The 13,638-nt window shown below is 61.1% G+C and carries 9 protein-coding genes and 1 pseudogene; 5 read left to right on the forward strand and 5 right to left on the reverse strand.

Translation table 11 applies throughout. The annotated features are described in order from the left end of the window. Nucleotides 1-38: 38 nt before the first annotated feature. The 4 genes from B4F51_RS17470 to B4F51_RS17485 form a co-directional block, all read right to left on the reverse strand. Complete coding sequence (locus B4F51_RS17470) at nt 39-1,247, reverse strand: CaiB/BaiF CoA transferase family protein (RefSeq protein ID WP_296227614.1); 1,209 nt, start codon at nt 1,245-1,247, stop codon at nt 39-41. 171 nt (nt 1,248-1,418) lie between these two features. Next, on the reverse strand, nt 1,419-2,600 hold the full coding sequence (locus tag B4F51_RS17475; RefSeq protein WP_296227616.1) for an acetyl-CoA C-acyltransferase: 1,182 nt from the start codon (nt 2,598-2,600) through the stop codon (nt 1,419-1,421). Nucleotides 2,601-2,620: 20 nt separating this feature from the next. Further along, entirely contained in the window at nt 2,621-4,744 is a 2,124-nt protein-coding gene (locus B4F51_RS17480; RefSeq protein ID WP_296227619.1) for a 3-hydroxyacyl-CoA dehydrogenase NAD-binding domain-containing protein, read from the reverse strand. A gap of 559 nt (nt 4,745-5,303) precedes the next feature. Further along, nucleotides 5,304-6,332 carry an AraC family transcriptional regulator gene (locus B4F51_RS17485; protein WP_296227620.1) on the reverse strand — a complete coding sequence of 343 codons (1,029 nt, stop codon included), beginning with the start codon at nt 6,330-6,332 and terminating at the stop codon, nt 5,304-5,306. A 497-nt stretch (nt 6,333-6,829) separates the two neighbouring features. Here B4F51_RS17485 and B4F51_RS17490 point away from each other — a divergent pair, with 497 nt between their 5' ends. The 3 genes and pseudogenes from B4F51_RS17490 to B4F51_RS17500 form a co-directional block, all read left to right on the forward strand. After that, nucleotides 6,830-8,203, forward strand: a complete 1,374-nt coding sequence (locus B4F51_RS17490; protein ID WP_296227622.1) for an MFS transporter — start codon at nt 6,830-6,832, stop codon at nt 8,201-8,203. Nucleotides 8,204-8,310: 107 nt separating this feature from the next. Next, nucleotides 8,311-9,507 (forward strand): CaiB/BaiF CoA transferase family protein, encoded by a 1,197-nt coding sequence (locus B4F51_RS17495; RefSeq protein WP_296227625.1) that lies wholly within the window; start codon nt 8,311-8,313, stop codon nt 9,505-9,507. Nucleotides 9,508-9,546: 39 nt separating this feature from the next. Continuing rightward, a pseudogene (locus tag B4F51_RS17500) lies at nt 9,547-10,061 on the forward strand (NAD(P)H-dependent flavin oxidoreductase); the annotation flags it as partial. On the opposite strand, the gene B4F51_RS17505 reads toward B4F51_RS17500, so the two are convergent. After that, a complete protein-coding gene (locus B4F51_RS17505) occupies nt 10,023-10,451 on the reverse strand; it encodes a hypothetical protein (protein WP_296227725.1) in 429 nt (142 codons plus the stop codon). The pseudogene B4F51_RS17500 and the gene B4F51_RS17505 sit on opposite strands and share 39 nt — an antisense overlap. Between B4F51_RS17505 and B4F51_RS17510 the strand changes: the two genes are divergently transcribed. Further along, nucleotides 10,351-11,625, forward strand: a complete 1,275-nt coding sequence (locus B4F51_RS17510; RefSeq protein WP_296227627.1) for an HlyC/CorC family transporter — start codon at nt 10,351-10,353, stop codon at nt 11,623-11,625. The genes B4F51_RS17505 and B4F51_RS17510 overlap by 101 nt on opposite strands. A 261-nt stretch (nt 11,626-11,886) precedes the next feature. Next, on the forward strand, nt 11,887-13,614 hold the full coding sequence (gene pilB, locus B4F51_RS17515; RefSeq protein WP_296227628.1) for a type IV-A pilus assembly ATPase PilB: 1,728 nt from the start codon (nt 11,887-11,889) through the stop codon (nt 13,612-13,614). The last annotated feature ends 24 nt before the right edge of the window (nt 13,615-13,638 follow it).

Genomic DNA, 13,638 nt, shown 5'->3' on the forward strand with positions numbered 1-13,638 from the left:
GGCCGGCGACGAGCGGGCATTGTTCTTGGCGTTGAGGCTCAGATGACGCCATCAACCTTCAGTTGGACCAATCGCTCTTCTGACAGCCCGAGCAGAGACTGCAGCACGTTATGCGTGCCTTCACCGAGTTGCGGGGGAGCAAGGCGGACTGGCGGACGTTTGCCGTCGAAGCGGTAGGGCGGGGCGAGAACGTGCGCTTTGCCGGCTTCCGCATGCGGTTGTTCCGTGACCAAGCCTGCTGACGCTGCACGTGGCGATGTCAGCGCTTCGTGCAGGCCGAGGACTTCACCGCACGGGATACCGGCCCTCGCCAAGCGCTCCAGCAAATCTTGGCGCCCTCTCGTGGCGATCTCACGCTTGAGCTCGGGGGCTAGCAGCTCGCGGTTCGATGCCCGCGCGATATTGGTCTTGAATCGTTCGTCGTCGGCAATATCCGGGCGTTCGATGACGTCGCGGCAGAACCGATCGAATTGAGCGTTGTTCCCGACCGTAATCACGAGTGGTCCGTCGCTCGCGTTGAACACGCCGTACGGCATGATCGATGGGTGCGCGTTACCGTAGCGAGGCGGATCTTCGCCCATGATCAGCGCCTCCAAACCGTAGTAGGCGGTAATCATCAGGCCGCAGTCAAACAAGGCCATTTCGACATGTCGCCCCTTACCTGTGCGCTGGCGCTCGAATAGTGCGGCCAGCACGGCCTGCGCCGAATACATGCCGGTGAACATATCGACCGCCGCAACGCCGAATTTCAACGGGGGTTGATGAGCCTCGCCATTGAGCGCCATCAGACCGGATTCACCTTGAATCACCAGGTCGTAGCCCGGCCGCGCCGCTTCAGGGCCGGTCCGGTCGTAGCCTGAAATTGAGCAGTAGATAAGATCCTCATGCCCTTGCTTCAGTTGCTCGTATCCGAGTCCCAATTTTTCCGCTCCCCCGAACTTGAAGTTCTGGATCACGACGTCGCTCTTGCTGGCCAGTTCACGGGCGAGTTGTTGGCCATCTTCCGTCTGTAGGTCAATCGTCACGGACCGCTTGTTACGGTTGACGCTGTTGAAGTAAGCCGTTTGCGTTGAGCCAACACGCAGGCCCCAGTCGCGCGTGTCGTCCCCGCGCTGAGGGTGTTCGACCTTGATGACTTCGGCCCCAAGGTCACCGAGGACCATGGCGCACCAGGGTCCAGCCAGCACACGGGATATATCGAGGACACGAATGCCGGTGAGGGGCAGCGATGAGGTCGGTTCAGACATGGCAAATCGGAGTTCTTGAAGCGGGTTGAGGCGGCCCGGGGACAGGGGCACCCAGGATTGGCTCTTCGGCTAAGCGCTGCGGAGGTCCGTCTTGCAGGAAGCGTAGCGCCTCAGCACGGAAAAGCCTTCTTTTCTGGGACCAAGTTCAGAGCCGTGCTTGGTGTCTTCTTTTCAATAGATTTCGAACAGTCCTGCAGCGCCCATGCCACCGGCAATGCACATCGTGACGATGGTGTACTTGACGCCTCGCCGCCGACCTTCGAGCAGGACGTGTCCGGCGAGCCGTGCACCTGTCATACCGAATGGGTGTCCGATCGAGATTGCGCCACCGTTGACGTTCAGGCGTTCCGATGGAATGCCGAGGCGTTGCTGGCAATAGATGGCCTGCGATGCGAACGCTTCGTTCAACTCCCACAGCCCGATGTCATCGATCGTCAAGCCGTGGCGAGCCAGTAGTTTTGGCACCGCAAATACGGGGCCGATGCCCATCTCGTCCGGCTCACAGCCGGACACCGCAAAGCCACGGAACGCGCCGAGCGGTGTGAGGTTGGCGCGTTCGGCCGCTTTGGCTTCCATCAGCACACATGCCGCTGCACCGTCGGACAACTGCGATGCGTTGCCGGCCGTGACGAACCGATCCGGCCCTTTGACTGGGGCGAGCTTGGCGAGCGCTTCGTACGTCGTGCCGTGACGGTTGCAGGTGTCGGCCGATACCGTGACCTCCCGTTGGCTCACGACGTCGGTTTCCTTGTCGGTGACCGCCATGTGCGTCGTGACGGGCACGATTTCGTCGGCGTAGCGGTTTGCCAGTTGGGCCGCTTCGGTCTTGCGCTGACTTTCAACCGAGAATTGGTCCTGTGCTTCGCGACTGATGCCATAGCGGCGCGCCACGATATCGGCCGTGTCAATCATCGCCAGATACAGCTCGGGCTTGTGTTCGACAATCCACGGGTCGAGGCCACTGGCACCGTCTTCGCGGGTGCGGATACCGGAAATGCTTTCAACACCGCCTGCGATCATGGTGGACACACCGTCCACGACAATCCGGCCGGCAGCAATCGCGATGGCCTGGAGGCCGGAGGCACAGAAGCGGTTCACTGTGGTGCCGGCAATTGATAGCGGCAGTTCCGCGCGGATCACCGCTTGGCGGGCAATGTTGCGGCCGGTGATGCCTTCCGGATAGCCGCAGCCGAGGATTGCGTCCTCGATCTGTTCCGGGTCCACGCCGGAACGTTCCACTGCCGCACGCACGGCAAAAGAGGCGAGCGTAGGGCCTGGAGTGATATTGAATTCGCCGCGATGCGCTTTGGTCAGCGGCGTGCGGGCGGTGGAAACAATGACGGCTTCGCGCATGCTTGGATTCCCGAAAACGGTTAAGCGGAGAGATTGAGGCTGGAGAAGTCGGCGCCGCGCTCGACAAGGTCGACCAAAAGCGGCGATGGCTGCCAAAACAGCGGGTCTTCCTTCGCGAACTGCCGGATGTCTGCCAAAACGTTCGGGAGCCCGACCATGTCGGCATACTTCATCGGGCCGCCGCGGTAGCGCGGAAAGCCGTAGCCATAGATGAAGGTCACGTCTACGTCGAGCGGGCGCAAGGCGATCTTTTCCTGCACGACGTTGGCGCCTTCGTTGATCATGGCAGCCATATAGCGACGCAGGATTTCCTCATCGCTGAAATCGCGCGGCGTCACGCCCGCGCGTGCGCGCTCATCGTCGATGATCGCTTCGACCTCAGGATCAGGCATGCCGTTGCGTGCCCCTTCGGGATACAGGTAATAGCCACGTCCCGTCTTTTGTCCAAACCAGCCGCGCTCGCAGAGGCGGTCGGCAATCTGCACGTAGCGCGCGCGGGGATCCCGAGTGGCGGCGCGGCGCTTCCGTGTTGCCCAGCCAATGTCGCCGCCAGCCAGGTCGGCGACCTGGAACGGGCCCATCGGGAAGCCAAAGTCGCGCAGTACGCTGTCGATCTGGTAGGGTGAGGCGCCATCTTCCATCATATGGTCAGCGGCGGTGCGATAGACGGCCAGCACGCGGTTGCCGACGAAGCCGTCGCACACGCCAGCCCGGACCGGCACCTTGCGTAGCCGCTTCGCCAGGGCAAAGGCACTCGCCACGACATCGGCGCTGACCTTTGTGGGGACAACGACTTCCAGGAGCTTCATGATGTTGGCGGGCGAGAAGAAGTGCAGCCCGATCACATCGATGGGTCGCGAAATGTTTGCCGCGATTGCGTTGACATCCAGGTACGACGTGTTGGTCGCGAGGATCGCACCCCGCTTGCAGACGCGATCGAGTTCGGCAAACACGGCATGTTTCACAGCCATGTCCTCGAACACGGCTTCGATCACCAGGTCAACCGAGGCGAGGGCGTCATACGAGGTACTGCCACTCCAGCGAGCGCATACGGCGGTGCGTGCCTCCGGCGTCATGCGGCCTTTTGCAACCAGCGCGTCGTAGACTTTCTCGACATTTGCGCGGCCGCGAGCCAGTGATGGCTCGTCGCGCTCGACCATGATGACGGGGAGGCCTGCGTCGAGCAGCGCCACCGCAATGCCTGCACCCATCGTGCCCCCGCCGACGACACCAACACTGGCGATGGGGCGCGGTTTCGCCGTGCGTGTTTCCGGCGCTTTCAACACCTCTCGCTCGGCGAAGAACGCGTGGACGAGCCCGGCCCGCTGCGGGCTGTCTAGGCATTGGAGAAACAGTTGTCGCTCTCGGTGCAGTCCCTCATCGAACGGAAGTTCGAGCGCGGCCTCAACGGCTTCGATGATTTTCATCGGCGAGAACAATCCAGGGGATTTCAGCGCCATCGCGGCTCGAGCCTGGTCGATGGCGGTTCGATTCGCTTGTCGATCGGAGAGGGCGGTGGCATCACGGGTGCGTCGCACACCTGCATTGGAGCCCAGTAGCTCCAGGGTATAAGCGAGACCTTCGGCAAGACAGTCTTCACCTTCGCAGACCTGGTCCACCAAACCCAATGCAAGCGCCTCGTTGGCACCGAGGTGTCGGCCGCTCAGCATCAGGTCTAGCGCGGCTTGCGCACCGATCAGGCGCGGCGCACGTTGGGTACCACCTGCGCCAGGCAGCAATCCCAGCGAGACTTCCGGTAACCCCAGCTTGGCACCGGAGAGGGTGAGCCGGTAGTGAGCGGCCAGCGCGACTTCGAGGCCGCCCCCGAGGGCAGCACCGTCGATGCTGGCTACGACGGGCTTGCTGCAGGCTTCGATCCTATTACAGACCTCCGGCAGCGACGGGGCCACCGACGGCTTGCCAAATTCACGGATATCTGCGCCGCCGATGAAGTTGCAGCCCGCACCGACGAGCAGAACGGCCGCGACGTCGGCATTCCGTTCGGCAGCTTCCAGTGCATCCAGCAGGCCGCGCCGTACCGCCGCGCTGAGTGCATTGACAGGTGGATGGTCCACGGTTATGCACAGCACATTACCGCGTAGTTCCGCTTTGACTGGAGCACTTTCGATTTCTTGATTGGTCATGCTGGCTTGAGTCTCTGGTTGTCATGTACGTTGCCCATGCAGGGTCATCGTCGCTTCATCGCAATGTGATTTGCCACGGCGATCACACGAGCGGTGGTGGGATCATGTGAATGAATTGGTGGCTCTCGAGCGGACGTTAGCCCCTAGTGCGGGGCGCTTGAGCAGCCTGCTTGGCACAACGTCGGACGCCGAGCGCTTCGCGCCACCGATTCAGGCGAGTCCGTCGGAAAAGCGCCCTGTGGTTCAATCGCGGTGCTGGCTACGTCCGACCCGCAAGAAGTAAGCATGTCAGCGGGTGTACCGCTCGGCTTCAGCGGTGCGAGCGAAGCGGCCTTTCCTGTGCTGAGCGCTGTCTTGGGCTAAAGGCATCGCGAGATCTCCTTGTCATCTTTTACGTGATCTTTGACAGGAGACTATCGAACGCGGCTACGCGCAAGAAAGGTCCGATTTGCTCGATCCGGGGGTGAGTTTCGACCAGCGCGTCATGGGAGCAAAATGTCGAAACCTCGACTGGAGTTCTGTACGGCCTCGTGCCACCTGACAAGCGACACGGATGGGCCTATCCGTTGCGATAGTCCGATGGCGTACGTTGCGTCCAGCGGCTGAACGCGTGCCGGAAATTGGCTGACTCGCTGTAGCCAAGGCGGCTTGCGATTTCATCGTTTGTCATATCGGTGTTCTGCAGGTACTCGATGGCAAGGCGCATCCGTACCTCGGCCAGGATGTTCCGATAAGACGTCTGCTCGTCTGCCAGTCTGCGGCGCAGGGCCCGGGCGTTGGTCTCCAGTTCTTCGGCAATCGCATCAATATTGGGGAATCGCCCCGGCTGCTCGAACAACACACGATAGACTTCGGCCGCAACGCTTCCTGTCTTGCTCAGCTCTGCCAAGCTCCTTTCGCACATCTCCAATGCCATGGCGTTGGTAATCGGGTTCGCATAGGGCATTGGCTCGGACATCCAGCCCAGATCGAACCGCAGCGCGTTGTGCTCCTGGCCAAACAGCACAGGGCAGCCGAAAAACTCCGTATACGCCTGAGCGTGTTTAGGCGCTCTGTATTTCAGACGAACGCCTGACAGCCTGAAAGACGGGCCATATAAGTCCAGAGTGAACGTGCGGTGGCTGGCGAGCTGAAATTCCGTGGTCAGTCGGTACAAATCGTCCTCTGGGGACTCAGCCAGCAGCGGCGTATAGATGAAGACTGCATCGTTGCCCTCTTCGGTATAGGCCATGTTTGCCACTGGCCCCATCACGCGGTGATACTTCAACGCAAAATGTAGCGACTCCCGGTGTGATTGGCTGCTGAGCAGCGCATACCCGTACATTCCATACGCAGTGACGCGCATGCATCCCCCGGCACGAAATGCGCAGGTCGGGTCAGAGGTCAAGCCAAGCGTATTCAGAAAGACTTGGCGGGTCTGCCGATATGACACGCGCATTGCGGGAGACTGAAGTTGCTTTGGCGTGATGCCGGTTCCTGACAACACTTCAGTGGCATCGATGCCTTCCTCCGCCATTGCAGCGACGAGCGCCGCAATCTTGTGCGGCGGGTAAATCTTGTCTTTGGAACCAGGGGCAATAAGCTGCATCCAGGGACTCTCCTAAATGAATGGCAATGTTATCTCCGCATTGGGTGCTGCCAATCGATAATGACCCCGATATCCTGGAAAGCCCGCCAGACTCCGTGCCGGAGTCCTTGAGCATGCGTTGAACGGGTCCAGAATCGCCCGGCCTGGGCCAATTTTGACTGTTTTCGATCGCCTGCGACATCGCGATGGCTGGTCCGGTGCCATCGCCGGCGCCGCAAATGAAGAGCCTCGCTGGCCGCGCCTGAGCGCTCGAGCGCACGGCGATGAGCATTCACCCGATACCTCGGTATGCGGGACATGGTCAAAACTCACCCTCCTGTTTGGCAAATGGAACCTTCCTGGTCCATTGTGTCGTTCGATAGTCTCGTGCCATTAGAGGTCAGACAACGATCGCGCACAGCCGTACCAAACGACGCTGGCGGTTCCACTGTTGTCGTGCCCCCTCTCAATTCAAATCGAGAACAAGCATCCGGCCAGACCGGAGCACGGAGACAACGATGAACCCCAAGACCGGACCGATCGGAAATCCGTCCGTATCCGCATTTTCTTCGTCAGAAGACCATCTGGTTTACCGGAAGGTGGGCTGGCGGCTGCTTCCGCTGCTACTAGTTTGCTACATGGTTGCGTTCCTGGACCGCATCAACATAGGCTACGCGCAGCTTCAGATGAAGCAGACGCTGAGCTTTGATGCCGGGGTGTATGCACTGGGCGCCGGCATTTTCTTCATCGGCTACTTTCTGTTCGAGGTGCCGAGCAACCTGATACTCGAGAAAATTGGCGCGCGCAAGACGCTCCTTCGCATCATGTTCTGCTGGGGCTTGGTAGCGTCTGCAATGGTGTTCGTCAACACGCCAACGCAGTTTTATGTGATGCGCTTCATGCTCGGTGTGTTCGAGGCGGGGTTCTTTCCGGGTGTCATTCTGTATTTCACCTATTGGTATCCGTCTGCACGCCGCGGTCAGGTGATCGCAATCTTCATGTCGGCCGCGACGATAGCGGGGATGCTTGCCGGTCCGATTTCAGGCGGTATCCTGAAGTACTTCAACGATGTCGGCGGCTACCACGGCTGGCAGTGGTTGTTTGTGCTGCAAGGTCTGCCGGCGGCGATACTGGGCATCGTCGTGTATCTATACCTGGACGACGGTCCTGAATCGGCAGATTGGCTCTCACCTGAAGAGAAAGCACTGTTGCGCGAGCGGCTCGAACATGATCACAAGGACATTGTTAGCGAGCGTGACAGTGCCTTTCTTCAGATGCTGTGTGATCCGAAGGTGTACTTGCTTGCGCTGGGGTACTTTCTTCTCCTCGGCGCGACCTATACCGTGGTTTTCACGCTTCCCACGCTAATCCACAACTGGGGCGTTAAAGACCTCTTCATCCTGGGGGGCCTGGCCGCGACTCCACAGCTGTGCGCCGTTGGCGGAATGATCTGGGTTGGGCGCCATTCGGACGCACATCAGGAGCGTCGTCGACATTTTGCGTTTTCCACAACCTTGGCCGCAGCAGGTTTGGGCATCGTGACGCTCACGCAGGGCCAGGAAGCAGTGCAGATTGCAGCCTCGCTCATCGGCCTGGCCGTCGCCTATATCGGACTTGGATCTGCCACGCCGTTGTTCTTCACGTTGACCAGCGAATATTTGCCCAAACGGGTCGCAGCGGGAGGTATCGCCTTGATCAGCAGCCTTGGCAACCTCGGGCCCGCCGTCGCGCCGTCCGTCAACGCCATGCTGATGAAGAATACGGGCAGCAACGTTCAGGGCCTCTATCTCGTGATGGCCATGTATGTCGCGTCCGGCGTTCTTGTTCTGCTGACAGTGAAGGCTGCTAATGCCCATGCTGGCATGCCTTCCCATGCTGCGGGCCGAACGTAGCGCGGCGCAAGGCAGTACCGATATTGCCCGCGCTTCGCGGTCCTCAATCGGCGGTCACGAGAGCCTTTGTGACCCCGCCGCCCCCCCTGTTCAATAAGGATACGGAAATGATCTTCGAGGGTCTGCGCGTGATCGACTGCAGCAGCTTTATCGCCGCCCCCGGCGCTGCAGCCGTGCTGGCGGATTTCGGTGCCGATGTGATCAAGATCGAGCCACCTGGCGCGGGTGATCCGGGGCGCAATCTCGCCCGACTTCCTGGTATGCCGAAGGGAGATGTCAATTACGCGTGGTTGCTGGATAACCGCAGCAAGCGCGGCCTTGCGCTCGACATCGCGCAACCCGAAGGGCTGGCTGTGCTGGAGCGCCTGGTGCGCGAAGCGGATGTCTTCATCACCAATCTGCCGCTGGCGGTGCGCAACAAGCTCGGCATCAGCCATGACGCGCTTTCCGCGCTCAATGATCGGCTCGTCTATGCGTCGTTCACCGGCTATGGCGAAGTTGGCGCAGAGGCGAGTAAACCGGGCTTCGACATGACGGCCTGGTGGGCACGCTCGGGGCTGATGGACGGCGTGCGCAGCGACGCGGAATCTCCGCCCACCCGCGCGAACACCGGTATGGGCGACCACTCGTCGGCGATGGCGTTGTTCGCCGCGATCGTGACAGGGCTCTATGAGCGCGAGCGCACGGGGCGCGGTACTCAGGTCGGTTCGTCGTTGGTTGCCAATGGGCTGTGGTCCAACGGCTTTATGATCCAGGCGGCGTTGTGCGGCGCGACCATCTTCCCGCGGCCGCCGCGTGAGCGCTTGTTCAACGCGCTGACCACGTATTACCGTTGCAAGGATGACCGCTGGCTGATTTTGACGATCCTCAATGAAGAGCGCCAATGGCCGACGCTCGCAAAGTGCCTGGACATTGAATCCCTGATTGATGATTCCCGCTTTGCGACGCAGGCTGACCGCTTCAAGAATTCGGTCGAACTGATCGCAGTCCTCGATGCCGCGTTCGCGACGCGCGATCGAGGCGAATGGCGGGCCATCCTGACCGCAGCCGGCCTAGTGTTCGAGATCGTGGCAGAGTTGGCCGACGTTGTGGAGGACCGTCAGGCGATCGACAACGGCTTCCTGCTGCCGATCGAGAACGACACGATGATGACGGTCGGTTCTCCATTTTTCGTGTCCAGTAAGCCGAAAACCAAACCACGCAAAGCGCCCGACGTTGGCCAGCACAGTGATGAGATCCTGCGTGAAGCGGGCTACGACCCTAGTGAGATCGCCGATTTGCGCGCCGGCTGCGTGGTGGCTTGAGGCGCGCACAATGACCTATAGCAAAACGCGAGGATGCTCTTGAAGACTGCAATTGCAGAACTGTTCGGCATCGAACATCCGATTATCCAGGGCGGCATGCACTGGGGCGGTTTTGCCAAAATGGCGGCGGCGGTATCGAATACCGGTGGCCTCGGGATGATTACGGCCGTCACGCAGCGTACGGCAGAGAACCTAGCGAATGAAATCGCCCGATGCCGCGACATGACCAACAAGCCGTTTGGCGTCAACTTGACGTTCTTGCCGTCGGTAACGCCGCCTGATTACCCCGGCTTTGTGAAGGCCATCATTGATGGCGGCGTGAAGATTGTGGAGACGGCGGGCAACAATCCCAAGAAATGGCTGCCTCCGCTCAAAGAAGCGGGTATCAAGGTGGTCCACAAATGCACGGCCGTCCGGCACGCGTTGAGCGCTGAAGCTGCGGGGCTGGATGCGTTGAGCATCGACGCGTTCGAATGCGCCGGCCATCCTGGCGAAGACGACATCCCCAACTGATTCTACTGCCGCTTGCCGCCCGGAAATTGAAGGTTGCGTATTGCATCGAGCTGAAAAAGCAGCAGCTCAAGCCGCGCCTGACCCAGCTCGAAGACACCTTCGCCATCCGCATTCGGAACAAGGGACCTCGCCATTGCCAGCACGTCCAATCCAGATGCGTGCGTCGCGTCGAAGCCGCCCCCCACCGCATCCGGTTTCCAGGCGCTCCGCATGTCGTCTGCTGACACCAGTGGGGGAGTGTCACACCGCTTGCGCGCCCACCCATTGTCAACGCTGACGTGACAAACCCCTCTGCTATAGTGGGCGCTTCGCCGCTCACCCTCTCCCGCCTTGGAATCCTGGCCGCTCTGGGCGCAGCTCGGCGCCGTCGCGCTGCTGTTGTGCTGTTCCGCCTTCTTCTCGATTTCCGAGACCGCAATGATGGCGCTCAACCGCCATCGGCTGCGTCACCTCGCCAAATCCAATGTCTCAGGCGCGCGCAACACGCAGCAGTTGCTGGGCCAGACCGACAAGCTGCTCTCACTGATCCTGATCGGCAACAACCTGATCAACACTGCCGTGCCGGTCCTGATCGCCAATCTGGCCATCCATTACTTTGGCAACAGCGGCACCACGCTGTCGATCGCCACGGCGGTGGTCGCCTTCCTGATCATCGTGTTCTGCGAGATCGCACCCAAGATCGTAGGGGCAACCTACCCTGAGCGCATCGCGTTTCCGGCCAGCTTCATCATCGGACCGCTGATGAAGGCGGCGACGCCGCTGGTGACAGTGGTCAACGCCTTCGCCATGGGCCTGCTGCGGCTGGTGCGCATCAATACGCGCACGGCGCCGGAACAACGCGTGTCGACCGAGGAACTGCGCACGCTGGTGCTGGAATCGGGCAACTTCATCCCGCACAAGCACCGCAGCATCCTGCTCAACCTGTTCGACCTCGACGCCATCACCGTGGACGACGTGATGACGCCGCGTGCGCGTGTGGAATCGCTGGATCTGTCGCGCCCGATCGAAGAGGTGGTCCAGCAACTGGAGACCTGCTATCACAACAAGCTGCCGGTATTCGAGCAGGACAGCGACCAGGTGATCGGCATCCTGCACGTGCGCAAGGCGTTGTCGCTGCTGGGTCACACCGCGCTCACCCACGACGATTTCCGCAACCTGCTCGTGCAGCCCTACTTCGTTCCGAGCGGCACGCCCGTTTTCCGGCAGCTACAGTATTTCCAGGAAAACCGCCGCCGCATCGGCCTGATCGTCAACGAATACGGCGACATGCTGGGGCTGGTGACGCTGGAAGACATCATCGAAGAGATGATCGGCGAATTCACCACCACGCTGCCGAGTGCCGGCAAGCAGGCCTGGGATGCCGCTGGCGCCTATCTTGCTGATGCGGGCATGTCACTGCGCGACCTGAACCGGCGCCTGGGCCTGAACCTGCCGACCGACGGCCCGAAGACGCTCAACGGACTGGTGCTGGAAGTGCTGGAGGAGATCCCCGAGGCGGCGGTCAGTGTCAGGATTGCCGGATGCGTGATGGACATCGTTCAGATGGATAACCAGTCGATCCGCACGGTGCGGCTGCATCGGCCGACGCCCGCGAAGCGTAGCTGAGGCCACCCGCAAGACAGAAGCAACGCCAAAAGCTTCAGCCCGGGCGGTTTTCTGCCGATGTGGCACAAATGCAAGTGGCACTTGGAAGCGCGCTTTACAAATCAGGGGGCGGTCGGCAAACTGCCCCGGTTCCGGGCACCACCCCCCACGAATGGGTGGGGCGCCGACTGCAAAACATGAAATAACTCGCCTTTGGGGGGCGGGCGCACGTTCAAGGCGGTGGGGCCGGGCGCGCGCTGAAATGGTCAGCCAGACGGACTCATGACACTCGGACTTGCTCTTGCACAGAGCCGGCGGATTGCGCCGACGTTACTCACCCAGTTGGAACAGAGCGCGCGCGAGAAGCGCACGCAGCTGATCGACGAGTTGGTGAGCAGCGGGATCATGAGTGCGCACGACCTGGCCGTGTTCGTGGCCGGCAAGTACCAGATGCCGCTGCTGGATCTGGCGCAGTACAAGCTCGACACCGTGCCGGCCGTGCTGACGGCCAACAAGCACTTCGCCCAGATGCGCCTGCTGCCGCTGGGCCGCCGCGAGAACCGGCTGATCATCGCGACGTCCGACCCGAGCGACCCGAAGCCGATCGACGAGCTGCGCCAGAAGATGAACGTGGCGATCGAAACGGTCATCGTCGAGCACGACAAGCTGGTGCGCCAATTGAGCCTGGCCAATGAGGCGCCGGCCGAGATCAAGTCGCTCTTCCCCAAGCAGGAAGCCACGCAGATCGAGTACGACCCCGGCGCCGCTGCGGCCACGCGCCGCACCGCCGCCGACGGCATCGACGATGCCCCCGTGGTGCGCTTCCTGCAGAAGCTTTTTACCGAAGCCCTGCTGCGCGGCGCGTCGGACTTGCACTTCGAGCCGTTTGAAACGTTTTACCGCGTGCGTTTCCGTATCGACGGCATCCTGGCGCAAGTCGCGCAGCCGCCGCTCGATATCCGCGACAAGATCGCCACCCGCATCAAGGTGCTCTCGCGCTTGGACATCTCGGAAAAGCGCGTGCCGCAAGACGGCCGCATGAAGCTGCTCATCACCGTCCCGAAAGACAAGAAGGACAAAGAGAACAAAGAGATGGTCGAGCGCGCCATCGACTTCCGGGTGTCGACGCTGCCGACGCTGTTCGGCGAGAAGATCGTAATCCGGATTCTGGAGTCGTCCACCGAGCGGTTGGACATCGACCAGCTCGGCTACGAGCCCGAGCAGAAGCAACTGCTGCTGGACGTGATCAAGCGGCCGTATGGCATGGTGCTGGTGACGGGGCCGACCGGCTCGGGCAAGACGGTGTCGCTCTACACCTTCCTGAACAAGCTGAACCAGGGCGACATCAATATTTCCACGGCCGAGGATCCGGCTGAAATCCAGTTGCCCGGCATCAACCAGGTCAACGTGAACGACAAGGCGGGGCTCACTTTCGCGGCCGCGCTCAAGTCGTTCCTGCGGCAGGATCCGGACATCATCATGGTGGGCGAAATCCGGGATCTGGAAACGGCGGACATCTCGATCAAGGCTGCGCAGACCGGTCACTTGGTGTTTTCCACGCTGCACACCAACGATGCGCCGACCACGCTCACACGCCTGATGAACATGGGCGTGGCGCCGTTCAACATCGCGTCTTCGGTCCTGATGATTACGGCACAGCGTCTGGCGCGCCGGTTATGCAAGGAATGCAAGAAGCCGGGGCCGTTGCCCAAGGAAACGCTGTTCGATGCGGGCTTTACCGAGGCCGACCTCGACGGCTCCTGGCAGCCGTACCATCCGGTTGGCTGCGAGACCTGCAACGGCAGCGGCTACAAGGGCCGGGTCGGTATCTATCAGGTCATGCCGATCACCGAGGCGATTCAGGAGATCATCCTCACGCATGGCACGGCACTGCAGATCGCCGAGCAGGCGCGCAAGGAGGGGGTGCTCTCGCTGCGCGAATCGGGTCTGAGGAAAGTGAAGCAGGGGCTAACTTCCCTTGAGGAAGTGCTGGCCACGACGAACCAATAACCTTCTCGATCAATCGTTCCCATA

The organism is Ralstonia sp. UBA689 (genome assembly GCF_002298975.1).
Classification (GTDB): domain Bacteria; phylum Pseudomonadota; class Gammaproteobacteria; order Burkholderiales; family Burkholderiaceae; genus Ralstonia.

What these genes read in the sequence shown, in the direction of transcription:
- B4F51_RS17470 (WP_296227614.1), bottom strand. Translation starts at nt 1,247, where the DNA reads ATGTCTGAACCGACCTCATCGCTGCCCCTCACCGGCATTCGTGTCCTC.
- B4F51_RS17475 (WP_296227616.1), bottom strand. Translation starts at nt 2,600, where the DNA reads ATGCGCGAAGCCGTCATTGTTTCCACCGCCCGCACGCCGCTGACCAAA.
- B4F51_RS17480 (WP_296227619.1), bottom strand. Translation starts at nt 4,744, where the DNA reads ATGACCAATCAAGAAATCGAAAGTGCTCCAGTCAAAGCGGAACTACGC.
- B4F51_RS17485 (WP_296227620.1), bottom strand. Translation starts at nt 6,332, where the DNA reads ATGCAGCTTATTGCCCCTGGTTCCAAAGACAAGATTTACCCGCCGCAC.
- B4F51_RS17490 (WP_296227622.1), top strand. Translation starts at nt 6,830, where the DNA reads ATGAACCCCAAGACCGGACCGATCGGAAATCCGTCCGTATCCGCATTT.
- B4F51_RS17495 (WP_296227625.1), top strand. Translation starts at nt 8,311, where the DNA reads ATGATCTTCGAGGGTCTGCGCGTGATCGACTGCAGCAGCTTTATCGCC.
- pilB (WP_296227628.1), top strand. Translation starts at nt 11,887, where the DNA reads ATGACACTCGGACTTGCTCTTGCACAGAGCCGGCGGATTGCGCCGACG.